The organism is Bradyrhizobium rifense, assembly GCF_008123425.1.
Taxonomy (GTDB): Bacteria; Pseudomonadota; Alphaproteobacteria; order Rhizobiales; family Xanthobacteraceae; genus Bradyrhizobium; species Bradyrhizobium rifense.
The window spans coordinates 22514-45637 of sequence record NZ_VSSS01000044.1 but is presented as its reverse complement, the minus strand read 5'-3'; the positions used below and the strand labels follow the sequence as shown (position 1 = coordinate 45637).

The following is a 23124-nucleotide window of genomic DNA, read 5'->3' as shown; positions in this document are numbered from 1 at the left end:
CTGCAACATCGTCGCCTCGCATACGCGGGGCGGAAAAAAAAGAATCAACGGGCCTCCGCCTCAACCAACCATGCCCGCCGTACGTCACGCCATCGTCGATCTCATCCTTCGGCCGCCGCCTCAGCAGTGCCCATATTGCCGAAAGCAAATCCTTGAAAAACAGCGGCGAAAACACATTCTGCCAAAGTAGTGCTAGTTGGCGCGACGTGGAGCACCTCGTGGGCTTTCAGACATTAGCGTAGCGGCAGTACCAACTGCAGCCTTGTTTCGCTCGCATTGGCGGCGATGAAGGCATCCAGCGCAGGTGTGATCTCCAAGGCCTCATCGATTGCGAGTTGCGCAAGCGCCGTGGCAACCTCAGACGTCGCGTCCCTCGACCAGCCCTCAATAGCGTTAAAGGCCACGATCCGCACGGGATAGGTGTATTGTCCAGAGATCAGATCGCGGACGATGGTCTCCAAGTCCGTATCTTCCTCGTCGGTCTCCCGCCAAGCGCAGCCGGCGCGCGCTCCAAAGTCCTCCAACACCAAATAGACGTCACGATCGAGGCGATCAGCCGGTACAATCGAGGGCGAGGACCGCATGAGCTATTCCGAACACAAAGGCTGAGAGAGACGGCCCCGGCTTCAGGGGGCTGGGGGGCATGGCCGGGGCCGCTCTGCCAGCTGGCAACACTCTCAAGCCGATCTGCTGGCCTGCGTTCCTCGCCGGTCCAGCTGGGAAATTTACGGGTGGTCAGACTGGCGGGCCTATCACGTCGTACTCGAACGCCACGCCCTCAGGATCGTTCTCCTCGAAACAGTTTCCGCGGCATCGATCGTGGAGAAGACCTTAATGTGGTCGATGTCGCCGACCTGTTTGGCGGTGTTCACGTAGACGAAGACGGTCATAGTCATCCTCAGACCACGGATGGCGGAGAGACGGCCGCGGCTTCAGAAGACTTTTGGGCCAGGGCCGGGGCCGCTCCCTGGACGCCCCGAAGTCCCTGGAAAAAGCTTGCGCAGCGATCTTTGGGCCCAGGCCCGGTGAATAGATTGCCCCATCCCCACAAGCGCACCAACACTGCCAAACACGAGTCGCCCGGAGCGATCGAGGCGAAATGAAGAGAGGACCTCTCGAGTGTCCCACGCACCCTGCCGCTCAGGCAAGATCGACTTTCTCAGATCGGCGGGCAGAGAAGGCGTGGCAAAGTTGAAATAAGGCAGTTGAATCTGTTCCTGGCGTACCTCAGACCAAAGTCCTTTGCTATAAGCATCCGTCGCGACGACCGACCCAGTCGGCCTCTACAGATCCGGTTTCGGTGCCGACTCTCCAGCGCAAACCGTTGTGTTGCGCCACGATGGCCTCGCTTTGCGTAAATATCCTGGCTCCCATCGCAAGCGCGGCCCGCGCTAACCCTCGCGCATAGGCCAATGGCTGTATGGTGCCGGCGCGGCTATCGAGCAGCGCGCCGGTGTAGTCGCCACCGCCTACTTTCCTGTGTGTTGCCTCCGCATTTAGCACCAAGACGGGCGCTCCACGCTTCTGCCACTGTTCGGCACGGGCCTCAATCTCCTCCAGGCCCTTACATCCGACCGCACAATGCCGGCACGTTCCACTTCACATTCGATGTCGTGCTTTTCGATGAGTTCGAACACCGTCTGCGGTCCGCGCCCGAGTTGTTCAAGCAACCGTTCTCAAAACGGCGCGCGGAGCGCGTCCGGAAGCGCGTCAGGCATGAGCCACATACCCGCATTCACGAGCCCGACGTTCCGCCCGGAGCCGCCGAATCCTATTTCAGACGCCTCCAAAAGCGCGACACGCGCCCCACCTTCAGCAAGATGAAGGGCCGCCGACAGCCCCGTATATCCACCGCCAATCACGACGATATCCGCTGCAGTTTCGGCGGTAAGGGAGCGGTTTCTGGCGCTGGTGGCGCAGTCAGAGCCCATAGTCCGTGTGATCGTCTATTGTTTCGCATCTGCCAATCTTGATCGACCCGAGGTCCAGCAGCTACGGTGAATACCGGTAAGCTCTGGCGGACCTCTCTAGTATGCAAAACTGACGCCGGCCAGGCGCTAGTTTCTCACTACATCATGCTCGGGGCGCAATGAATAGCCGCCATCGGGCCAAGTCGCGGAGGAGAAACATCGGCCAGGTGAAAGCGATCAGGCGTCGAGATTGTGCAGGTGCTGGCGGTTGCGCAGCACGATCTGGCGAGCGCCCGAGAAGCCGAGTATGCCCTTTGCGTGAAGCTGCGAGAGCGCGCGCGACACGGTCTCGAGCGTGAGGCCGAGATAGTCGCCGATATCGCGCCGACACATCGGCAGCGCCATCATGTTGGCGACGGCGAGGCGGCGATCCATTTCGAGCAGGAAGGTTGCAACACGCTCCATCGCCGTCTTGCGCCCCAGCAGCAACATGTGATCTTCGGCGTGACGCAGCTCGCCCGCCGTCATGGCCCAGAGCTTGCGCGCGACCTGTACGTCGGTGCCGGCGACCCTTTCGAGGCTGGCCCGCTCCACGAGGCGCACGCTTGTGGCGATAATCGCTTCGGCCGCAAGGCGATGCGTCTGGCCCGGTTCGAGGCCGAACACGTCACCGGGAAGGTGGAATGCGCCGATCTGACGGCGGCCGTCGGAGAGCAGCTTGTAGCTGCGCACCGCGCCGGAGACCACCTGATAGACATATTCGGCGGGCTCGTCTTCGCCGTAGATCTCCTCGTCCTTGCGATAGGAGAACTCGGTGGCAACGAGGCCGGCATGTCCCGCGATCGCGCCGAACTGGTCGGAAACGGGACGCGCGGGAGCGATCTTACCGCCGATTTGGGTGTTAATCGCCTCGGTCTTGAGTGTCTGGGTCAGCATCTGCGCCATCTCCGTTGTGATGGTGCATTGGTATGCCGGATCGTACGGTCCGGAAATTTCGAGCGATATCTAAGGAGGTTTACCCACGGAGAATCCCGGAGGTCAGTGGCCGCGCCTGTCCTGGATGGCGTGGCAGATGCATTTCGCGAGGCTTTCATCGAGGAGCGGCTTCAAAATCACGTCCTTGATCCCTGCCGCCGCCGCCCGTGCTGAGATATGTCCGTCCGGATAACCCGTGATCAGGATCACGGGCGTGTCGCCGTCGGATTGGCGCAGCCGCCTGGCCAGCTCGATGCCATTGATGTCAGGCATCTTGTAGTCGATGACATAACAATCTGCGCGGGGCGGGTTCGTCGCATTGAGCAGCGTCGTGGCATTCCTGAAGGTCCGTACGGCAAAACCGTCGATTTCCAACAGGAACCGCAGGGAGCCCAGCACGGCGGCATCGTCATCGACAACATAGACGGTGAGCTTCGCCGATGACGCCATTGGGAGCCGCTGATGGTGCGAGCCGATCTCGATCATGCTGATTGGCTAGCACAGGGCCAGCGCAAGGGCTTTGACCTGACTCAATCCTTGATCAGGCCGGCGCGCATCGCCAGCCGCACCAGCTCCGAGAGGCTGTTGGCCTGCATCTTGGTCATCACATTGGCCCGGTACACCTCGATCGTGCGCGGGCTGATATCGTATTCGCGGGCGATCAACTTGTTGGAGAGGCCTGCGATCAGCGCCACCATGACCTGCCGTTCGCGCGGGCTCAAGGAGGTGACGCGGGCGGCGATGTCATGGGCGACGGCCTCGTTCTTGGCGACCGGTTCGGCCTGGCGGATAGCGGCTTCGATCATGGTGACGAGGCGGTCGTCCTCGAATGGCTTCTCGAGAAAGTCGACCGCACCAAGCTTCATCGCCTCGACCGCGAGCGGCACGTCGCCGTGACCAGTCATGATCAGGATCGGAAACGGACTGTTCTGCGCCTTCGTGCGCTTGAGAAGCTCGATTCCGTCAAGGCCCGGCATGCGGATGTCCGAGACGACGCAGCCGAAGGCGAGGCCGGGCAGGGCGTCGAGGAAACTTAGCGCGTTGTCGAACAGCGTGACGCCAAAGCCCGAGGAGTCCAGCAGGAAGTTCAGCGAGTCCCGCATCGCCTCGTCGTCGTCGATGACGTAGACATGTCCCTTGGTCGTCATGAATCAGGTCTCATCGGCTGCGGGCAGGGTGAAGCGGAATGTCGCGCCCCCCGATGCGTTGCTTTCGGCCACCATGCGGCCGCCGTGAGCCTCGATGATCGAGCGGCTGATCGACAGTCCGACGCCCATGCCGGTCTCTTTGGTGGTGAAGAAGGTCTGGAACAGATTTGGAATGACGTCGTCCTGAAAGCCGGAACCGGTGTCGGACACCTCCACCTCGATCATATCGTCGCTGACGCGGGCGTTGGTGACGGCGAGCTCACGTCGTGGCGACTGCGCCATCGCTTCCAGCGCGTTGCGGAACAGATTGACCAGCACCTGCTGGATCTGCACGCGGTCGGCAAGGACGAGATCGGCGTCCGGATCGAGGCTGAAACGAAGCTGCACGTTCTGCTCGCGTGCGCCGGCTAGTCCCAGCGCGCCGGCTTCCTCGATCAGTTTGGACAGGGTTTCGACCCGCTTTTCGGACTCGCCGCGGGAAACGAAGTCGCGCAAGCGCCGGATGATCTGGCCTGCACGCACAGCCTGCTCCGAGGCGCGATCCAGCGCGCTCTCGATCTTCGGCGTGTTCGGATCGATACTGCCGGCGAGCAGTCGCCGCGAGCCCTTCATGTAATTGCTGATCGCCGCCAGCGGTTGGTTCAGCTCATGCGCGAGCGCGGACGCCATCTCGCCCATCGCGCTCAGCCGCGAGACATGGACGAGCTCGGACTGCAATTCCTGGAGCCGCGCCTGGGTCTGCTGATGCTCGGTGAGGTCGCGGACGAAGCCGGTGAAATAAGGCTCGCCGCCCGACTGCATCTCGCCGATCGACAGGTGCATCGGGAAGGTGGTCCCGTCGCGGCGTCTGCCGGTGACGATGCGACCGATGCCGATGATGTGCGGATCGTGGCTGGAGCGATAGCGGGCGATGTAGCTGTCATGGCGGGCGCGGTCGGGCTCCGGCATCAAAATGCTGACGTTCTGTCCGATCGCCTCGTGCTCGGACCAGCCGAACAGCCGCTCCGCGGCCGTGCTGAACAGCTGGATGATGCCGTTGCCGCCGATGACGATCATCGCATCGGGAATGGTGTGTAGGATCGAGCGGAGGTGAGTCTCGCGGGTGCGCAGCGCCTCCTCGACCTGCTTCTCCTCGTCGATGTCCAGAAAGATACCGCTGAGATGACGGGCGGCGCCGGCTTCATCACGAATGACTCCGGCCCGGGCGCGGATCCATTGCCCACTCTCTGATTCGCCTACGACCCGGAAAGACAGGTCGAACCCGCCGCCCCGCTCGGAGACGCGCTTGATCGCCGTCTCGACCCGCTCGCGGTCCCCGGGCTCGAGGCGGGACATAAACAGGTCGTAGCTCCCCGGCTGGCCCCGCGCGACGCCGAGCAAGATACCGGCGGTTTCCGACCAGTCCAGCTCCCGCGTGTTGAGGTCGAGATCCCAGGTGCCGACGCCGAATCCTTCGATTCGGACCCGAAAATATTCGCCGCGAGCGTCGTCTTGTGGATGCGTGATTCGGCTCGGCGACAAGCTATTGCTCCCATTCTCCTGCGGCGGGTTCCGTGCCGTGAAGATGGCTGCAATTTCGCCCCAAGGCCGGGCCGGAGGCAAGTTCGGATGTCTGATTTTATTGGCGGATTTCTTCCAGCTGGCGCGACGAAATTTGATCTACCTCATCCCGCCTTGCGTCGGCGCGGCTAGATTCCACCGCATCTCGCTGCCCGGAGGCTCCCGATGACATATGCGACAGTGATGGTCAGCCTGGCGCTCGATCAGCCCAAAAACGGCCGTCTTCTGGCTCGCCCGCCACGGCGTCGCTGCTAGCACGCGCATCGCGGAAGTCGGGAGAAACGAAACCGCCGCCGTGCAATTGGAGAAGATCGCCCATGACGTCGGTGCCGGCCTGATCGTCGCCGGTGCCTACGGTCATTCGCGCTTCCCCGAGCTGATCCTCAGCGGCGTTACGCAGTATCTTGTGATGCAAAATCCGCCCGCTGCGTGTTGTTGTCGCACTGACGGCCGGCGAACCCAGATGAACGAGGAGGACGCGCCGTGTACAAGTTTCTTGAGCAGACCGTCGACGGCTACATGACGCGCGACGTCCGGATGGTGAAGCGCGATCTCGACCTGCTCGAACTCAGCGAGATGTTCGAGCGCGACGATTTCAACTCCTATCCAGTCGAGGACGACGGGCAGGTCGTCGGCATCGTCACCAAATTCGACATCCTGAAGGGCTTCGCCTTCACGCCGAGCCAGATGCTGCCGCGCTATCACGATCTGACGAGCCGCAAGGTCGGCGACGTCATGGCGCCCGAATTCATTTATGTCAGTTCCGACACCAAGTTGACGCGCGTGCTCCAGATCATGGTCGAGCACCGCATCAGGAGCGTCATCGTGCTCAACAGCCGCCAGAAGCTGGTCGGAATCATCGCCCGTGAGGACGTCATCGCCGCACTCAAGGCGACCGCGCGCGACTGACAGGCCGTCCGCAAATCGCTCGACTTGAGCTCCATGATTTCACGCAAGCGGTGGTTACCGCGCGCTGCGCGGAGCGCGAGCGGTTGATATCGCTCTCCGGCCAGGGGCTGCTTCACATTAACAGAAATTCACTGACCTTGATTTCAATCAAATCCCCGCGAGGTTGAATGTGGTTTCTGGCGCTGTGTTTCTTTCGAAAGAGAATCCGCATGAGCCAGCCATCTATCTCAAAATCCATGACAACAGGTGAAAGCGGCCTGGCGCTCGTGTTTGCGGTCACCGCCTTCCTCTGCTTGATCGCCTCAGCCAAGGCGCTCGATGCGCCGTTCGCGTTCCATGCCGCGCTCAGCGCGGCGGCGAGCCTGGCCGCGGTGTTCTGTATCGTCAACCGCTACTTCGATCGGCCGGCAGAGCTGCCGCCGGCGGAGATCAACGGGCGCCCCAACTACAATATGGGGCCGATCAAGTTCTCGTCCTTCATGGCGATGTTCTGGGGCATTGCAGGCTTCCTTGTCGGCCTCATCATCGCCTCGCAACTGGCCTGGCCCGCGCTGAACTTCGATCTGCCCTGGACCAGTTTTGGCCGCTTGCGGCCGCTGCACACCTCGGCCGTGATCTTCGCCTTCGGCGGCAATGTGCTGATCGCAACATCGTTCTACGTGGTGCAGAAGACCTGCCGCGTGCGCCTTGCCGGCGACCTCGCGCCCTGGTTCGTCGTGGTCGGCTACAATTTCTTCATCCTGATCGCCGGCACCGGCTATCTGCTCGGCGTCACTCAATCCAAGGAATATGCCGAGCCGGAATGGTATGCGGACCTCTGGCTGACCATCGTCTGGGTGACTTATCTGCTCGTCTTCCTTGGCACGATCATCAAGCGCAAGGAACCGCACATCTTCGTCGCGAACTGGTTCTATCTCGCCTTCATCGTGACGATTGCGGTGCTGCATCTCGGCAACAATCCCGCGCTTCCCGTCTCGGTGTTCGGCTCGAAATCCTATGTCGCCTGGGGCGGCATCCAGGATGCCATGTTCCAGTGGTGGTACGGCCATAACGCGGTCGGCTTCTTCCTCACCGCTGGCTTCCTCGCCATCATGTACTACTTCATCCCCAAGCGCGCCGAGCGGCCGATCTATTCCTACCGGCTCTCGATCATTCATTTCTGGGCGCTGATCTTCCTCTACATCTGGGCCGGCCCGCACCATCTGCATTACACCGCGCTGCCGGACTGGACGCAGACGCTGGGCATGACCTTCTCGATCATGCTGTGGATGCCCTCCTGGGGCGGCATGATCAACGGCCTGATGACGCTGTCGGGAGCCTGGGACAAGCTGCGTACCGACCCCGTGCTGCGCATGCTCGTCGTCTCCGTCGCCTTCTATGGCATGTCGACCTTCGAAGGCCCGATGATGTCGATCAAGGTGGTCAACTCGCTCAGCCACTACACCGATTGGACCATCGGCCACGTGCACTCCGGTGCGCTCGGCTGGGTCGGCTTCGTCTCCTTCGGCGCGCTCTACTGCCTGGTGCCGTGGGCCTGGAATCGCAAGGAGCTCTACAGCCTGAAGCTCGTCAACTGGCACTTCTGGATCGCGACGCTCGGCATCGTGCTCTACATCTCGGCGATGTGGGTGTCCGGCATCCTCCAGGGCCTGATGTGGCGCGCCTACACCTCGCTCGGCTTCCTCGAATATTCCTTCATCGAGAGCGTCGAGGCGATGCATCCCTTCTACATCATCCGTGCCGCCGGCGGCGGGCTGTTCCTGATCGGCGCGCTGATCATGGCCTTCAATCTCTGGATGACCGTTCGCCTTGGCGAACAGGAAGTCCAGATGCCGGTCGCTCTTCAGCCGGCGGAATGAGGAGTTTTCCATGTCGTTCTGGACTCGCCACCAAGCCTTCGAAAAGAACTCGATCATCCTGATCGCCGGCATTTTGCTGGTGATCGCGATCGGCGGTCTCGTCGAGATCACGCCGCTGTTCTACCTCAAGAGCACGATCGAGGCGGTCGATGGCGTGCGGCCCTACACGCCGCTGGAGCTCGCCGGGCGCAACGTCTATGTCCGCGAAGGCTGCTATCTCTGCCACTCGCAGATGATCCGCCCCCTGCGCGACGAGGTCGAGCGCTACGGCCACTTCTCGCTCGCCGCCGAGAGCATGTTCGACCACCCGTTCCAGTGGGGCTCGAAGCGCACCGGCCCTGATCTTGCCCGCGTCGGCGCCAAATATTCCGACGACTGGCACGTCACCCATCTGACCAATCCGCGCGCGATCGTGCCGCAATCGGTGATGCCGGGCTATCCATTCCTCAGCGCAACCGAGGTCGATCCCGACACGATCGCCGACCACATGCGGACCTTAAGGGCCGTCGGCGTGCCCTATACCGACGACCAGATCGCCAATGCCGGCGCCGACATGAAGGCCCAGGCCGATCCGGACAATGCCGGCGCCGACGCTTTCGCCAAGCGCTACGCCAAGGCCGTTGTGCGCAATTTCGACGGCAAGACGGGAACGCCGACCGAGATGGACGCGCTGATCGCGTACCTGCAGATGCTCGGCACGCTGGTCGACTTCAAGCTCTACAACGAGAAAGCCAATCTTCGCTGAGAAGGCATTACCGATGAAAGCCATCCTGACACTCGACAATCTCGCGTCCGGCCTCGTGACCACGATCTGGACGCCGGTCTTCGTCGCGATCTTTCTCGCGATCATCGCCTACGCGTTTTGGCCCCGCAACAAGGCTGCGTTCGACGAAGCGGCCAGCCTGCCGCTGCGGGAGGAGTGAGAGAACATGACCGATCATCATGGCGAATTCGATTCCGTCACCGGCAAGTCCACGACCGGACATGAATGGGACGGCATCAAGGAGCTCAACACGCCGCTGCCGCGCTGGTGGGTGATCTCCTTCTACCTCACCATCGTCTGGGCGATCGGCTACTGGATCGTCTATCCGGCCTGGCCGCTGATCTCGGGCAATACGCGCGGCGTGATGGGGTATTCCTCGCGTGCCGACGTTGCGGTCGAGCTCGCCAACCTCGAGAAGATCCGCGGTGACAAGATGGTGGCGCTGGGCGCCGCCTCGCTCGCCGACATCGAGAAGGATCCTGCGCTGCTGGCGCTCGCCCGCGCCAAGGGCAAGACCGTGTTCGGCGATAATTGCGCGCCATGCCACGGCTCCGGCGGTGCCGGCGCCAAGGGCTATCCGAACCTGAACGACGATGACTGGCTGTGGGGCGGCACGCTCGACCAGATCATGCAGACCATCCAGTTCGGCGCACGCTCCGGCCATGCCAAGGCGCATGAAGGCCAGATGCTCGCCTTCGGCAAGGACGGCGTGCTGAAGGGCGACGAGATCGTCACGGTGGCCAATTACGTGCGGTCGCTGTCGGGCCTTCCGACCCGCAAGGACTATGACGCCGCCAAGGGCGAGAAGATCTTTGTCGACAATTGCGTCGCCTGCCATGGCGATGGCGGCAAGGGCAACCAGGAGATGGGCGCCCCCAACCTGACCGACAAGATCTGGCTCTATGGTTCGGACGAGGCGACGCTGATCGAGACCATCGGCAATGGCCGCGCGGGCGTGATGCCGGCCTGGGAAGGGCGGCTCGACCCCGCTACGATCAAGGCCATGGCGGTTTACGTCCACTCGCTGGGCGGCGGAAAATAGCGGATAGGCGAACGACGGGGGCGAAGAAAAACGCCCCCGTTTGCGCTGGATCAACTGACGCGATGGCATCGGGTCTAGGTTTAATCGCACCTGTTGAGACTCCAGAGCGATGAACAAGACCGTGAACCCGAACGAGCTCACATCGGACGACGATTACGGGCCGCTCTACGCCGCCCGCAAGAAAGTCTATCCCCAAAGCATCTCCGGCACCTTCCGCCGGATCAAATGGGGCCTGATGGCCTTTTGTCTCGGCGTCTATTACTTGCTGCCGTTCGTGCGCTGGAATCGCGGCCTTGGCGCGCCCAGCCAGGCGGTGCTGATCGATCTGCCCAACAGCCGTTTCTACTTTTTCTTCATCGAGCTGTGGCCGCAGGAGGTCTACTACTTCACCGGCCTGTTGATCGTGGCCGCGGTGGCGCTGTTCCTGATGAACTCGGTCGGCGGCCGCATCTGGTGCGGCTATCTCTGTCCGCAGACGGTGTGGACCGATTTGTTCTACGCCGTCGAACGACTGGTCGAAGGCGATCGCCGCGAGCGGATGAAGAAGGACAAGTCATCTGGCCCGATGAGGCTCGAGCGCATCTCGGAAATCGTGCTCAAGCATTCGATCTGGCTGCTGATCGCCTGGTGGACGGGCGGCGCCTGGGTGCTGTATTTCAACGATGCGCCGACCCTAGTGAAGGAGCTCGTCACCTTCCAGGGGCCGATGATCGCCTACGTCTGGATCGGCATTCTCACTGCGACGACCTATGTGCTCGCCGGCTTCATGCGCGAGCAGGTCTGCACCTATATGTGTCCGTGGCCGCGCATCCAGGCCGCGCTCACCGACGAATGGGCGCTCAACGTCACCTACCGTTACGACCGCGGCGAGAAGCGCACCTCGGTGAAGAAGGCAATCGAGCTGCGCGCGTATGGCGAGCACGCCGGCGACTGCGTCGACTGCTATCAATGTGTCGCGGTCTGCCCGACCGGCATTGACATCCGCAACGGGCCGCAGCTCGAATGCATCCAGTGCGGCCTCTGCATCGACGCCTGCGACAACGTGATGACCAAGATCGGCCGGCCGAAGCGGCTGATCGGCTACGACAACGACATCAACATCCAGCGCCGCCAGGAAGGCAAGGCGCCGGTCTACCGCATCGTCCGGGCCCGCACCGTCGCCTACAGCGCGATCATCGCGGCGGTTGGCGGCATCATGATCTACACGCTCGCGACCCGCAGCCTGCTCGACGTCAACGTGCTGCACGACCGCAACCCGGTCGCGGTCAGGCTCAGCGATGGCTCGGTCCGCAATGCCTATACGGTGCGGCTCTTGAACAAGAGCGGCTATGACCGCGTCATCGCGATCGACGCGAACGGTCCGGCCAACCTGACCACGCATGTCGTCGGCATCGATTCCGTGACGCCGGATAGGCCGATGATCGTGATCCCGCGCGACTCCACCAGCGAGCTGCGCCTGCTGGTCACCGCGCCGGCGGAGAGCAATCCGGAAAAGTCGGTTCCTGTTCGCTTCCACGTCACCGACATCGGGCTCGGCGAGGTCGCCACCGCCACCGACAATTTCGTCTCGCCCTAGGATCAGGAGACTGCCATGGCCACCAAGCCGCTGACCGGAACAAAAGTGTTCCTGATGCTGGTCGCCTTCTTCGGGCTCGTGATCGGCGTCAACGTGACCATGATGAAGCTCGCGATCGCGACGCTGCCCGGCACCGACGTCGACAGCCCCTATGCCGCGGGCCTCACCTATGATCGCGAAATCTCGGCGGCGCAGGACCAGGCCGCGCGCAACTGGAAGGTCAACGCCCATATCGAGCGCCGCGCTGATGGTGCTGCCACGCTTCAGGTCGAAGCGCGCGATGCGAGCGGCCAGCCGGTGAGCGGGTTGAAGTTCGGCGGACGCCTGGAGCGGCCGACCGACAAGCGCGCCGATCTCGCAGTCGAGCTGTCGGAAGCCGGCATCGGCATCTATCGCGGCAATGCCACTGCCGTCGCGCCGGGGCAGTGGGATCTCGTGATCGAGGGCGAGGCGCGCGGGACACGCGTGTTCATGTCGCGCAACCGCGTGATCCTGAACTGAGGGAATTCGTCATGCAGGTCACGCGGGATTTTTCGCATTACGTCCGGGCCGCGGGCGAGGGTATCAAGCATATCGATCTTGCCGTCGAGGGCGTTCACTGCGCCGGCTGCATGGCCAAGATCGAGCGCGGATTGTCGGCCATCCCCGATGTCACGCTGGCGCGGGTGAACCTCACCGACCGCCGTGTCGCGCTGGAATGGAAAGCGGGCACGCTCGACCCTGTCAGCTTCATCGATCGGCTCGAAGAGCTCGGCTACAAGGCCCATCCTTACGAGACCGAAAGCGCGGAGGCGACCGAAGTGGCCGAATCGCGCTTCCTGCTGCGCTGCCTCGGCGTCGCCGCGTTCGCCACCATGAACGTGATGATGCTGTCGATCCCGGTCTGGTCCGGCAATGTCTCGGACATGCTGCCGGAGCAGCGCGACTTCTTCCATTGGCTGTCGGCGCTGATCGCGCTGCCGGCGGCGGCCTATGCCGGCCAGCCGTTCTTCCGTTCAGCCTGGCGCGCGCTGTCGAACAAGACCACCAACATGGACGTCCCGATCTCAATCGGCGTGACCCTGGCGCTCGGCATGTCGGTGGTCGAGACCATACACCACGCCGAGCACGCCTATTTCGATGCGGCGATCATGCTGCTGACCTTCCTGCTGGTCGGCCGCTTCCTCGACCAGAACATGCGGCGGCGGACCCGGGCGGTCGCCGGCAATCTCGCCGCGTTGAAGGCCGAGACCGCAGCAAAATTCGTCGGGCCCGATGAAATCTCGCAGGTGCCGGTCGCCGCGATTCATCCCGGCGACATCGTGCTCTTGCGGCCCGGCGAGCGCTGCGCCGTCGACGGTACCGTGATCGAGGGGCGTTCCGAGATCGACCAGAGCCTGATCACCGGCGAGACGCTCTATGTCACGGCCGGGCAGGGTACGCCGGTCTATGCCGGATCGATGAACATCTCCGGCACGCTGCGGGTGCGGGTCTCGGCGGCCTCAGAAGCGACGCTGCTCGCCGAGATCACGCGGCTGCTCGATAACGCGCTCCAGGCGCGCTCGCGCTACATGCGGCTCGCCGACCGCGCCTCGCGACTCTACGCGCCGGTGGTGCATGCGACCGCGGTCCTCACCATCCTCGGCTGGGTCATCGCCGGCGCGACCTGGCATGATGCGATCGTGACCGGCGTTGCCGTGCTGATCATCACCTGCCCCTGCGCACTTGGACTTGCGATCCCGACGGTGCAGACGATTGCCTCCGGCGCGATGTTCAAGTCCGGTATGCTGCTCAATTCGGGCGATGCCATCGAGCGGCTGGCCGACGCCAACCATGTCATCTTAGACAAGACCGGCACGCTGACGCTGCCGGATCTCGAAGTGACGAATGCCGCCGATATCCCTGCCGACATCTTCGATCTCGCCGGCCGGCTCGCGCTGTCGAGCCATCATCCGGTGGCAGCCGCGGTCGCGCAGGCCGCAGGTGCCAGATCGCCGATCGTCGGTGCTGTCGAGGAGACCGGGCAGGGCGTGCGGGCAACCATCGACGGCATCGATATTCGCCTTGGCCGTCCGTCCTTCTGCGGCGCCGAGGCGTTGATCGGCGCCGGGGCCGATCTCGATTCAGAAGCCTCCATCGTGGGCTTCAGCAAGGGAAACGAAAAGTTCATCCTCTCGGTGCGCCAGGGCCTGCGTCCGGATGCGCAAGCGGTGATCGCGGCGCTGAAGGCGCGCAACATCGGCATCGAGATCCTGTCCGGCGATCGCGAACCGGCGGTGAGGGCGGCGGCCGACGCCCTCGGCATCGCCGAATGGCGCGCCGGCGTCACCCCTGCCGACAAGATCGCGCGGATCGAGGAGTTGAAGCAGCGGGGCGCAAAAGTGCTGATGGTTGGCGACGGCATGAACGATGCGCCGTCGCTCGCGGTGGCGCACGTCTCGATGTCGCCGATCTCGGGCGCGCATCTCAGCCAGGCGACCGCCGATCTGGTCTTCCTCGGCCGGCCGTTGGCTCCGGTCGTCGCGGCGATCGACTCTTCGTGCCAGGCGCTGCGCCTGATGCGGCAAAACCTCTGGCTTGCGATCGGCTATAATGTGCTGGCCGTACCGGTCGCGATCAGCGGCGTAGTCACGCCCCTGATTGCGGCGGCCGCCATGAGCGGATCCTCGATCCTGGTGATGCTGAATTCGTTGCGCGCCCGTAGCCGCGCGCGGGAGATCGTGTAATGGAGATCCTGGTCTTCCTGGTGCCACTGGCGCTGATGCTCGGTCTTGCCGGTCTCATCGCCTTCCTCTGGTCGCTCCGGAGTGGCCAGTATGACGATCTCGAGGGCGCAGCGTGGCGGGCCGTCGGCGAGGACCGGCCGCCGGAAGAGGCGCAGGGTTAGGGCTAGGTGTGGTCTTTCCAGAGGTTGTCCATCTGATCTGAACCGAGCAAGCTGAGGTTGCGAAGCTTCAGTGTTCCAAGAGAGACCAGATGAAAGTCCAGAAGGCGCCTGACGCCCACCGACAGGCGATGGTGCGGAGTGTCGTCCAGGGCGGGCTGAGCAAGGCCGACGCGGCCTATCAGTTCAACACGACACGGAAGACCATCGCCAAATGGGTCGAGCGGTTCCGCAGAAGGTGTGGAGCGGGCATCACACACGAAGCAAATGGGCTGCTCACGATCCAGAGACGAGGCCTCGGCAAGACGAACATCTATGAACTGTATCTCACGGTGACTTCCGATGTCCGGTTCAGACCGGACAAAAATGCCCGGTCCAGAAAGGTACGTTAGGTCCAATATGGCGCAGACAAAAATGTCCGCTCCTCTATTAATGAGACCTGATGAATGAGACCCATATTGAGAATAAGCAGTAGGGGAATGAACTTTCGCAATAAAGGGGAAGCTCCAAAGGCGGCGCGTATAGCTCTATGCTAGGTTTGATCGAGTCTCCCAAACTCCAAATTCGGGGAAAGCGCGCATGACGCCGGAACAGTTCCAAACACTATACCCTCACTTAATCGGTTGGATTCATCAAACACTACAAGCACATTCGAACGAAGTAAGGATCGTAAGTTCGCTCGGATTCCCGAGACTGTCGCAATACTTCAGCGGAAATCTCTTATCGTCGACCAAGGTTGCCGTCGTCGAACGGGTTCCGATGCCGCCACTATCATCTTTAGGACTCAGCCAGTTCGCCGAATTCGAAAACGGCGATTACGACGGTATCACGTACCTGGACACATTCTTCGTAAAGCGTCGCTCTGCGTCGAGTGAGCGGCTCCACTTTCATGAATTAGTTCATGTTGTACAGTGGCGATTGCTTGGTCCTGAAAGGTTTCTCGCGACGTACGCCGATGGATTGGAGAAACATGGGTATCGGCAAAGTCCGCTAGAGGCCATGGCTTACACCGCCGAGGAAGTATTTTGTCAGTCCAACGAGAACTTTAATGCCGAAAAGCTGGTTGCGGACGAACTGGATCGAATGTCAGGGGGCGTTTAGCGAAACGCGTGCACGATCGGGGATACCGTCGCGCATTCATCGCGCATTGAGAAAAAATGGCTCAATCTTAATGCCGTCGTTGAATCCGACGATTGCGACGACCCTCGGCAACGGATTTGTGCTTTTGAGCCGCCGCCAGGTCCTTGATGCGGCGATCACGAACACCATCGGCCTGGCGGTGGTTGGCGACAAGGAGCCCTTCGTCCGCACGGTCCTGTATCGCCCGGTTGCGGACACGCGCTCGATGGGATTGGTAGTGCTCAAGTCAGCCCAATGTTCGGCAAGAAAATCCTAGAAGGGCAGCAGTGCGTCGCGATCCCTGACCAGGCATTCCACCGCCCAGCCGTACTTCGCGCAAAACTTCTTGGCGAAGACGTCGGTCGCCGCTTCGGCGGATGCTGGGCTCGCGCCCAATAGACCTCGCGTAAATCCTTCTTCATGGTGGCCTGCACCGAGAGTGGGACCTTGTCCAGGACGTTCACGTCTTGTGCACTCACCATTATGGTGGCTTGTGCGGGGAAAGACCGGCCGGGGCTTCGGCCGCCCGCGCCCCGCCGACTTGCCTGCGCGCTTTTAGCCGGGCAAGTCTCGGCTTGCCGTCCAGGAGCGTTGAGAAGACGATCTTATCGCTTCGCACAATGAAGAACGATTTGATCACTGACATGTCGAACCTTCCCGCCAAGAAGGTCGAAGAGGTAACCGCTCGCAGTGGGAGTAAGCACCGCATCAGTCCAGGTTCTCGACCATGCTTGGCCGCGACGCACGCGTTGAAGCGTTCGTTGCGAGAACCAATAAGCCGCAGGACTTGCTGCTGAAAGACTTTACTGGTAGCACGCTAGCTCAGGAGCGATTTAACCGTGTGAAGCAGAGTTCATAGTGCCGTCACGGCCTCTTGCGCGCGCAATCCTGCAATCCGATATGTGCTCGCCTCGTAGAAACGGCGTACCCGTGCTAAGGCCGGATAGCCATCCGGAGGCGACGCAACCTCAATCATCTGCCAGCCTCGGCGCGTCGCCTCCGAATGTACCGCCTCGAGCAGATGCCGACGTTGTCAGAGCTTCGGAAGTCGCGGGAAATCCATAGCTCCTGAAGCACGCCGTACGCTCCGGCTGCTCACATGCCTGTACGGATGAGATGGTAGCGAGCCGTACAACCTGCCCCGTGGCTTGTTGCTCGATAACAAAAATGAAGGCCCCTTCGGGATGCTGAATCAGGCGCAGAGCCGCCTGCTTCGCGCCTTCAAAGGCTGAACTCTGCTCCGGGGCCACGTAATTCAGATATTAGCTTTTCGACCGCTTCTGCGATCGCGCCCTCATCTCCTGGCACGCCTCTGCGCGAAGCCGTGCCCCCGTGGCGGGCCTTGCGCTTCAGCGCCAGCACGAACACCGTGACGTTAATCCCTCTTGAAGAAATCCATAGTCAAAAGGATACAGAAAGCTCAACCGAGAGCAACTATCAAGCTCGGTAGGGAATGGGACCTCCGCACTGCTATAAGCAACAGAGGTGAGTAAGTGCAAGCTGCTTCCGTTTTCAGAATCGACCGCGTTGATCGCCTGCGAACTCAGGATGGACTTTCCTTCGATTGGAAAATAAATGAACCAGACGCCACATTCGCGCGTGTGCAAGCCGGCCATGCCGTCGAACCATTCGTAAGAGTGGTTGCCGATCGTCACTCACGAGCGAGTCCATGAAGTAGATCTTGCACCATGATGATCGCCGCCCATAGGGCGCATCAGTCCGACGGTGAGATTCTCCACAGTCGCGTGCGTCACTCAACAAAATTACGCGAAGAGGTGTCATGCGCGCGCCCGACAAAATCGTCCGAACAACATCGCGAATTGCCTGCTCATGCACTATTTTAAGCTTACCTCGAAGAATCGAAAGATAGCGACAAGCGCAGCTTGTTTGGACCTTCGCTCCTCGTTTAAACGGTGGTCACGGAACGGGAGTGGTTGCGATGGAGCATGGGCAGGCCGAATTGATCGGAGGGAAACCTGCGATCTTCGGGCGGCGTAAGGTGCGGCCGCGAACGTGCGTGGCCGTCGGCAAGCGGCATCTGCGCGCGTTTCTACAGGATGTGCTGGAGGATATGGGGTTTATTATCAGCGAATGCGGGACTGCTGAAGAGCTGCCGCACGTACTCTGCACGGAGCTCCCTGATCTGATCCTGCTCGGCATTGGCTCGGATCGCATCGAGCCTGGACGATTGCTCGAGATACTCGTGCGCGAAAAATTTGCAGGCAGAGTGCTGGCATTCGGCGCCCGCGAATCGATCATCATGACGGCAGTGCAGCAGGTCGGGGGCGAATATGGACTTGTTATGCTGCCGCCGCTGAGGACGCCGTTTGCAGCCGAGACGCTGCGCGATCGGGTCGCTATGCTCTTGCCCAGAGAGCCGGCGCCCCGTCCCGCGGTCCATGTCGGAGAAGCCTTACACGCTGGATGGCTTGAGCTCTGGTATGAGCCGAAGTTTGACGCGTGTACCCTCAGCCGCCGCGGCGCCGAGGCGCTTGTGCGAATGCGGCACCCGACCTGGGGCGTTGTTCCACAGGCCTATTTTCATCCCAGAGCCTCACGATCCGCATTTTAGGGAGTTGTCGGAGTTCGTGATCGACCGCGCAATCAAGGATTGGCGGTATCTTCTGGAGCAGAAAACTTCAATCGATCTTTCCATCAATGTCCCGGCAGCATTCCTGATGGACCCGCAGGCGGTACACGATCTGTGTCAGCGCATGCCGTCGCACCCCGCTTTCGGCGGCTTGACTATTGAAATCGAGAGCGAGGAAGCCATCCGCAATCTAGATCTCCTGATCGAGGTCGCGCGCGAGGTTCGCTTTTACAACATTGGCCTTGCAATCGACAATGTCGGCGCCAATTGGCCGCAGCTGATGGGGGTGGAGAGATTCCCGTTCATGAAATTGAAAGTGGACCGGCAATACGTCTCGGGTTGCGGAAATGGGCCCCTGAAGCGAACGGTGTGCCGCCAGATCGTCGATCTAGCCAAAGAATACAGTGCGCGCACCGTCGCCGAAGGTGCGGAGAGCCATGCCGACCTGATCGCTGTGACCGAACTCGGCTTCGACCTTGCGCAGGGCCATCTGTTCGGAAAGGCCATGCCGCTGAAGCAATTTGCGCAGTCATCTTTCCGCACTGCTCCACTTCTTCCAAACTAGGTGCGTGAGAGTGGCTGAGCACAGTCAAGCAAAGCGCAGCAGCGCTCGCCCACACCGCCATGCTTACTCGGCGCCAGGCGTGAGGCTGACTGCAATTATCGGTCAGTCTGCAAGGTGCCAGTGTCGCTCCTCCCGGCGCGACTTCATTTCCCTCCGAGCGAGACTTGGACAAAACCTCCAGTCAGGGCGTGTGACCGGAGGTTTGCCGAAATCCGGCCTAGACGTGCGTCGGCTCGCGGCTTTTAGTCGCGCCGCCGGTTTCGGATCATCGAGCGTCGCGTGGCCCGTACTGCCGTGCCGGACAAACCGACGGAAGCGCGCGGCGGTCGAGTCGCGACATGCTCTCGGAGTACTGCCGAGGGCTCTCATAGCTTGAATTGAAGCGGCCTGTTGCTGTAGCAGATGCAACATGGTCTCAGCCCCGGGACAGCACAATTGCGCAAATTGCCCGCCATTGAGCCTATCTGTGTTTGGCACGGCATTTGAAGGGATCGCCAATGGCATCGCTCGCCTAAGGAGTCGGAAGACATGGCTTACAAGATCGTCGCTTCGCAATGCACCGTTTGTGGTGCATGTGAGTTCGAGTGTCCCAACGCGGCAATCAGCCTCAAGCGCGACATTTACGTTATCGATGCCAAAAAGTGTACGGAGTGCGAGGGCCATTCCGACACGCCGCAATGCGCGGCCGTCTGTCCGATGCCTGACACCTGTGTCCCGTCTAAGACAGCATAAGCAGCCCGCGTAAGGCTTCATCGATGTCGTGAACGAAGTAGTAGAATTCGCGCTCGAAAGGGGGCTGTCGGAGGACACCTCAAATTTATCTCGAATAAGGCCGCTTCGATGCTCCAGTGGCCGCGTTGAGGCTTGTCGTCGCTGGCTGACGAGCCGAGGCGAGGTGGACGGGCGTCGAATATCTCAAGATCGCTTGCAGAATATCTAGAACTGCGTCACTTCGGAGCCGAAGAGCCGGTCTCCTCGCGCGACGAGATCGTTCCGGAGATCCTGAAGAGGTCCGAGAAGCTCGACCTCCGCTTGCCCGTGGTCACCGTGCACGAGTGCATGTAGTGTAGGGTCATAGCCCGATCCGGCCGCCCGCGCTCTGGTTGCCTACTTCAGTTCGCAACTCAGAATGCATCCTGAGGTCAGGAGCTGTTCCGTCATATCGCCCGCCAGGCTCCGCTCGCCAAGCCGCGCCGGACGCATCGAAGGCGCGCGCAATGGCAATTCCTAAGGAGCCTCATGGCGGTGTGATCAAACGGACGCCGGCCGAGGATGATCGCAACTTCCTGACGGGCGGGTTGGAGAAGCTGCCGACGGAAAAACCAGGCCCGTCGCAATCACACAGATATCGAAAGCGGCCCGGGCTCGTTCCGGCCGCGGAGCTCATCCGGTTACCCGAACAGGGTATCGAACGCGAACGCATTCACAGGCGGAGCCTCCAAGCAGCTTATCGTGTTGGCGCCGCAGCGAGTGTCTGATCGGCAGCTCTGGATCAATCCCGACTGCGGGCTGAAAACTCGAAAGTGGGAGGAGGTGCGTCCCGCGCTCGTCAATATGGTGGCTGCGCGTTGCGAGCTGCGCCACGTGCCGACCGTTTTGCCACGCTTTTGCGAATGAGATGCACACCCTTTGGGGGCTTGCGATGTCCTTGCGAGCTTCCCAAAGTTCCAGAGACGGGAATGCCCTCCGGCGTTGGCCAAGGCAGTCGCATAACAGCCGGCGACAAGCTCGATTCTCGATCCGACGGCCGATAGCCTGCCGGCGATGCCGATCGAAGTCATTAACGGTCGATGCTAATCCAGCTCTACTTTTCATTTATCCATCGCGTGGATGCGTCCCATCACAACAATCTATTTTACCTACCTTACGGAATGTCATAGGAGATTGGCGCCTTGGCACGATCTTCGGGAAGATAATCGAGCGTTGCTGGTGTTTTGGGGATGCCAAATGCTGCTGTGCGACGGTAAAGCGGCCGCTTGAGTTTCAGGGCGCGGCGCATTGCGCGAAGGATCCAGCTCCATCAAAGGCACTGCCTTGCCAACTGGACTCGGGTGCGAGTGGTGGGCAGTCCTGAAGTGTCCCACAGGAGCGGAAGGCAAGCGGCTCCAGATTGTGCGCGGAGGCGATATCCGCTTCTCGTTGTTTGACGGCGAATGCCCTCGCCGTAAATCGATCGCCGGTAGTCCTCCCTACCGACGAAAGCTGGTGCGATGCGTAAAGCAGCGTCGCTCCTGCGTGACTTTCGCCCGGCCTCCAGAGTAGGCCGGGCGCTTTTTTATATGCCTGGCTATGAGTGACGGCACGGGATCATTCATTTTGACGTCATTGCGTGACCCCGGGTACGTGCATGGCATCTGCTACACCAAGCATGAGGCCGGTGCTGCTAAGTCCTATCTATCTATGGAAGGCTTTGGCCTCGTGTTTGTACACGTGGGTAGTGGCGGATACTCGATCTTAGGTACCCGCCCGGTCAGCGAATACAGAAACACTACGATATCGTTCTCTTCCTCATCCCTAAGCTTGGCGCCGAGCTGGATTTCACTCATCAGGGCAACAGCTTGCTTCACGCTCCAAACTTGGCCCGAATGGAAATAAGACGCTCGCAACGCGACGTTCCGCAAGGGCGCCGCGCGGAAGACATATTCGTCACCGACTGCCTTGGTGACCGCGAACCAACCCTTATCGGCGGCCCGGGAGCAGGCTTGCGTCAGGCGTTTTCATCACGCCGAATGGGAAGTATGCCTGTCCACCGACGTTGATTCCCTTGTGGCAAGCGGAGCATCCGTTCTCTATAAACAGCGCCAACCCTGACTTCTGCTGATCATCCAGAGCATGTATTTTGCCCTCCAGATATTGATCGAATGGAGCCGCAGGTGAAATGAGAGTCGCTTCATTAGCCTCGATTGCCTTCGCATAGTTTTCGAAGGGGACTGGTATCGGTTCGGGAAGGCGTTATTGAACAAGGCGACATAGCTGGCCATTGAGTTCAAGGTGTCGAGCACACGATCCGGAGTCGCATTCATTTCGGCACTTGCCTGCACAGGGCCGGTGGCTTGCGCCTTCGGTCCGCGGCGCCTCCGTCCCAGAATTGCGCCACATTGAACACCGCGTTGTAGACAGTGGGGGCCCGACGTAGGCCGACCTTCCAGCCGTGACCGACTGAGGTCGGAACGGCATCGACTCCGCCGGTACCGAGATTGTGGCATGTATCGCAGCTAATGATCTCGCTTGCCGATAGCCGCGGATCGAAGGACAGCATCTTGCCAAGCTCGATCTTTTTCATGTGTGACTGAATTGTCCTTTACCGCAGGAATGACTCAGGGGATCGGATGGAAGATCTGCTTGGCGGTTCTCATCAGCTCATCGTCCGGACATCAGCAGCCCAGTCGCCAAAACAGATGCTTCGGCCACAAGCCGAAGCTTCCGGATCGATTTGTTCATACACCCACCTCATCAGCTCTGATTGTTAATCAAGGAAACAGTCGAGAACGAGGCCATCCTCCGTTCGTTCAACGGGTTGGCGCAGTATGCACCAGATCCTCTGAAAGCGAGGCTGCATCAAACGTACGATTTCAAGATGCTCGCTGCCGGCGTGCGCCCACGAGCGTTTGGGCCTTATTTGATTCGCGAGTTCGCTTTGAGCCAGATAACGACATTTGGTTGGTAGATCAGACGAGCGCCTCAACCTTCGGCGTGGTGGTCGACCTGACAACAACGGGTGTGCCGCAAAAGGGTAAGCTGTCCGGTGGCCGCATCGGTGCTCCATCAAGCGATTGGGTGGCCAATACGCTCCCGCGAAGTTGATCGTATGCGTCTTACACTGCTGGTCGCGCTCAGCGCTCACGGTGTGGCTGGACAATAGCAGCCGCTGCCAGTTGTATCTGACGTGCAAGCTGCTGAGTTAGTTGCAGAACGAGCCCGGGCGAACAAACAACGTCGGATGTCTTGGCTTGATGAATACATGCAGTGTTACAGATGCGACAAGCGCTGGTCGACATCATCGCACAAAGAGTTTTGTGATGAGATCGAATTGCCAGCTTGCGGGCCGAACGCGAGCCCGGCGGTAATAAGGTCTACGCAGGTTTGGCGAGACACGGGGCCGAGGCGCCAAGGCGGTGCGCATCGCCCACGATTTTGCCGAGCCCTGCCCTACTGGAGCCTCTCCGACTCATATCCGGGCCGCTCCGGGGACGCCGCCGCGAAATCCCGCTCCTTTGTAACGGACCAGCCCCAAGCTTGAACATG

19 protein-coding genes and 7 pseudogenes are annotated in these 23124 nt (G+C 61.0%); 16 read left to right on the top strand and 10 right to left on the bottom strand.

Annotated features, from left to right (window positions below; translation table 11 throughout):
• Positions 1-156: pseudogene (locus tag FXB40_RS28515) on the top strand (IS701 family transposase); the annotation flags it as partial.
• A gap of 77 nt (positions 157-233) precedes the next feature.
• On the opposite strand, the gene FXB40_RS28510 reads toward FXB40_RS28515, so the two are convergent.
• The 7 genes and pseudogenes from FXB40_RS28510 to fixL all read right to left on the bottom strand — a co-directional run bounded on the left by FXB40_RS28510 (position 234) and on the right by fixL (position 5554).
• A complete protein-coding gene (locus FXB40_RS28510) occupies positions 234-584 on the bottom strand; it encodes a hypothetical protein (protein ID WP_085398450.1) in 351 nt (116 codons plus the stop codon).
• A gap of 168 nt (positions 585-752) precedes the next feature.
• Positions 753-890: a hypothetical protein gene (locus FXB40_RS48195; RefSeq protein WP_187437205.1), complete on the bottom strand. Its 138-nt coding sequence runs from the start codon at positions 888-890 to the stop codon at positions 753-755.
• 96 nt (positions 891-986) lie between these two features.
• Positions 987-1960, bottom strand: a pseudogene (locus FXB40_RS28505) (NAD(P)/FAD-dependent oxidoreductase); the annotation flags it as partial.
• Between the two features lie 187 nt (positions 1961-2147).
• Positions 2148-2846: a helix-turn-helix domain-containing protein gene (locus FXB40_RS28500; protein WP_187437203.1), complete on the bottom strand. Its 699-nt coding sequence runs from the start codon at positions 2844-2846 to the stop codon at positions 2148-2150.
• 102 nt (positions 2847-2948) lie between these two features.
• Positions 2949-3371, bottom strand: coding sequence for a response regulator (locus tag FXB40_RS28495; RefSeq protein WP_148775443.1), 423 nt, complete (start codon positions 3369-3371; stop codon positions 2949-2951).
• A gap of 44 nt (positions 3372-3415) precedes the next feature.
• On the bottom strand, positions 3416-4033 hold the full coding sequence (gene fixJ, locus FXB40_RS28490; RefSeq protein ID WP_148775442.1) for a response regulator FixJ: 618 nt from the start codon (positions 4031-4033) through the stop codon (positions 3416-3418).
• A 3-nt stretch (positions 4034-4036) separates the two neighbouring features.
• Positions 4037-5554 (bottom strand): sensor protein FixL, encoded by a 1518-nt coding sequence (gene fixL, locus FXB40_RS28485; RefSeq protein WP_148775441.1) that lies wholly within the window; start codon positions 5552-5554, stop codon positions 4037-4039.
• A 265-nt stretch (positions 5555-5819) separates the two neighbouring features.
• Here fixL and FXB40_RS49430 point away from each other — a divergent pair.
• The 12 genes and pseudogenes from FXB40_RS49430 to FXB40_RS28425 form a co-directional block, all read left to right on the top strand.
• Positions 5820-6040: pseudogene (locus FXB40_RS49430) on the top strand (universal stress protein); the annotation flags it as partial.
• A gap of 36 nt (positions 6041-6076) precedes the next feature.
• Positions 6077-6502, top strand: coding sequence for a CBS domain-containing protein (locus FXB40_RS28475; protein ID WP_148775440.1), 426 nt, complete (start codon positions 6077-6079; stop codon positions 6500-6502).
• Positions 6503-6711: 209 nt separating this feature from the next.
• Complete coding sequence (gene ccoN, locus FXB40_RS28470) at positions 6712-8361, top strand: cytochrome-c oxidase, cbb3-type subunit I (protein ID WP_148775439.1); 1650 nt, start codon at positions 6712-6714, stop codon at positions 8359-8361.
• A gap of 10 nt (positions 8362-8371) precedes the next feature.
• Positions 8372-9106: a cytochrome-c oxidase, cbb3-type subunit II gene (gene ccoO, locus FXB40_RS28465; protein ID WP_148775438.1), complete on the top strand. Its 735-nt coding sequence runs from the start codon at positions 8372-8374 to the stop codon at positions 9104-9106.
• A gap of 13 nt (positions 9107-9119) precedes the next feature.
• Complete coding sequence (locus tag FXB40_RS28460; protein WP_027528922.1) at positions 9120-9284, top strand: CcoQ/FixQ family Cbb3-type cytochrome c oxidase assembly chaperone; 165 nt, start codon at positions 9120-9122, stop codon at positions 9282-9284.
• 6 nt (positions 9285-9290) lie between these two features.
• The gene (gene ccoP, locus FXB40_RS28455; protein ID WP_148775437.1) at positions 9291-10166 is read left to right on the top strand and encodes a cytochrome-c oxidase, cbb3-type subunit III; all 876 of its coding nucleotides are present in this window, start codon (positions 9291-9293) and stop codon (positions 10164-10166) included.
• Positions 10167-10275: 109 nt separating this feature from the next.
• A complete protein-coding gene (ccoG, locus tag FXB40_RS28450; RefSeq protein ID WP_148775436.1) occupies positions 10276-11742 on the top strand; it encodes a cytochrome c oxidase accessory protein CcoG in 1467 nt (488 codons plus the stop codon).
• Positions 11743-11757: 15 nt separating this feature from the next.
• Positions 11758-12243, top strand: a complete 486-nt coding sequence (locus FXB40_RS28445) for a FixH family protein (protein ID WP_148775435.1) — start codon at positions 11758-11760, stop codon at positions 12241-12243.
• 11 nt (positions 12244-12254) lie between these two features.
• The gene (locus tag FXB40_RS28440; protein WP_148775434.1) at positions 12255-14447 is read left to right on the top strand and encodes a cation-translocating P-type ATPase; all 2193 of its coding nucleotides are present in this window, start codon (positions 12255-12257) and stop codon (positions 14445-14447) included.
• Positions 14447-14608: a cbb3-type cytochrome oxidase assembly protein CcoS gene (gene ccoS / locus FXB40_RS28435; RefSeq protein WP_148775433.1), complete on the top strand. Its 162-nt coding sequence runs from the start codon at positions 14447-14449 to the stop codon at positions 14606-14608. Before FXB40_RS28440 ends, ccoS begins: the two co-directional genes overlap by 1 nt.
• A gap of 89 nt (positions 14609-14697) precedes the next feature.
• Positions 14698-14997, top strand: a complete 300-nt coding sequence (locus tag FXB40_RS48185; protein WP_187437201.1) for a helix-turn-helix domain-containing protein — start codon at positions 14698-14700, stop codon at positions 14995-14997.
• A 187-nt stretch (positions 14998-15184) separates the two neighbouring features.
• The gene (locus FXB40_RS28425; protein ID WP_148775431.1) at positions 15185-15706 is read left to right on the top strand and encodes a hypothetical protein; all 522 of its coding nucleotides are present in this window, start codon (positions 15185-15187) and stop codon (positions 15704-15706) included.
• A 36-nt stretch (positions 15707-15742) separates the two neighbouring features.
• Here FXB40_RS28425 and FXB40_RS49425 read toward each other — a convergent pair.
• Positions 15743-16231 (bottom strand): annotated as a pseudogene (locus FXB40_RS49425) (transposase); the annotation flags it as partial.
• 1432 nt (positions 16232-17663) lie between these two features.
• Here FXB40_RS49425 and FXB40_RS28410 point away from each other — a divergent pair.
• From FXB40_RS28410 to FXB40_RS49955, 3 genes and pseudogenes are all read left to right on the top strand, one after another.
• Positions 17664-18879, top strand: a pseudogene (locus FXB40_RS28410) (EAL domain-containing response regulator).
• Positions 18880-19407: 528 nt separating this feature from the next.
• On the top strand, positions 19408-19611 hold the full coding sequence (locus tag FXB40_RS28405; RefSeq protein ID WP_085399650.1) for a 4Fe-4S dicluster domain-containing protein: 204 nt from the start codon (positions 19408-19410) through the stop codon (positions 19609-19611).
• Between the two features lie 708 nt (positions 19612-20319).
• Positions 20320-20496: pseudogene (locus FXB40_RS49955) on the top strand (hypothetical protein); the annotation flags it as partial.
• Positions 20497-20743: 247 nt separating this feature from the next.
• On the opposite strand, the gene FXB40_RS49950 reads toward FXB40_RS49955, so the two are convergent.
• Together FXB40_RS49950 and FXB40_RS50530 are read right to left on the bottom strand one after the other, a co-directional pair.
• Positions 20744-20878 (bottom strand): hypothetical protein, encoded by a 135-nt coding sequence (locus FXB40_RS49950; protein WP_283812956.1) that lies wholly within the window; start codon positions 20876-20878, stop codon positions 20744-20746.
• Positions 20879-21668: 790 nt separating this feature from the next.
• Positions 21669-22138, bottom strand: a pseudogene (locus FXB40_RS50530) (cytochrome-c peroxidase).
• Positions 22139-23124: the final 986 nt, after the last annotated feature.

Excerpts from the sequence above, each read along its gene's own strand:
- FXB40_RS48195 (WP_187437205.1), bottom strand. The coding sequence starts at position 890 with ATGACCGTCTTCGTCTACGTGAACACCGCCAAACAGGTCGGCGACATC.
- fixJ (WP_148775442.1), bottom strand. The coding sequence starts at position 4,033 with ATGACGACCAAGGGACATGTCTACGTCATCGACGACGACGAGGCGATG.
- ccoG (WP_148775436.1), top strand. The coding sequence starts at position 10,276 with ATGAACAAGACCGTGAACCCGAACGAGCTCACATCGGACGACGATTAC.
- FXB40_RS28510 (WP_085398450.1), bottom strand. The coding sequence starts at position 584 with ATGCGGTCCTCGCCCTCGATTGTACCGGCTGATCGCCTCGATCGTGAC.
- ccoN (WP_148775439.1), top strand. The coding sequence starts at position 6,712 with ATGAGCCAGCCATCTATCTCAAAATCCATGACAACAGGTGAAAGCGGC.
- FXB40_RS48185 (WP_187437201.1), top strand. The coding sequence starts at position 14,698 with ATGAAAGTCCAGAAGGCGCCTGACGCCCACCGACAGGCGATGGTGCGG.
- FXB40_RS28445 (WP_148775435.1), top strand. The coding sequence starts at position 11,758 with ATGGCCACCAAGCCGCTGACCGGAACAAAAGTGTTCCTGATGCTGGTC.
- ccoO (WP_148775438.1), top strand. The coding sequence starts at position 8,372 with ATGTCGTTCTGGACTCGCCACCAAGCCTTCGAAAAGAACTCGATCATC.
- FXB40_RS28425 (WP_148775431.1), top strand. The coding sequence starts at position 15,185 with ATGACGCCGGAACAGTTCCAAACACTATACCCTCACTTAATCGGTTGG.
- FXB40_RS28405 (WP_085399650.1), top strand. The coding sequence starts at position 19,408 with ATGGCTTACAAGATCGTCGCTTCGCAATGCACCGTTTGTGGTGCATGT.
- FXB40_RS28500 (WP_187437203.1), bottom strand. The coding sequence starts at position 2,846 with ATGCTGACCCAGACACTCAAGACCGAGGCGATTAACACCCAAATCGGC.
- ccoS (WP_148775433.1), top strand. The coding sequence starts at position 14,447 with ATGGAGATCCTGGTCTTCCTGGTGCCACTGGCGCTGATGCTCGGTCTT.
- ccoP (WP_148775437.1), top strand. The coding sequence starts at position 9,291 with ATGACCGATCATCATGGCGAATTCGATTCCGTCACCGGCAAGTCCACG.
- FXB40_RS28440 (WP_148775434.1), top strand. The coding sequence starts at position 12,255 with ATGCAGGTCACGCGGGATTTTTCGCATTACGTCCGGGCCGCGGGCGAG.
- FXB40_RS28495 (WP_148775443.1), bottom strand. The coding sequence starts at position 3,371 with ATGATCGAGATCGGCTCGCACCATCAGCGGCTCCCAATGGCGTCATCG.
- FXB40_RS28460 (WP_027528922.1), top strand. The coding sequence starts at position 9,120 with ATGAAAGCCATCCTGACACTCGACAATCTCGCGTCCGGCCTCGTGACC.
- FXB40_RS49950 (WP_283812956.1), bottom strand. The coding sequence starts at position 20,878 with ATGCGCCGCGCCCTGAAACTCAAGCGGCCGCTTTACCGTCGCACAGCA.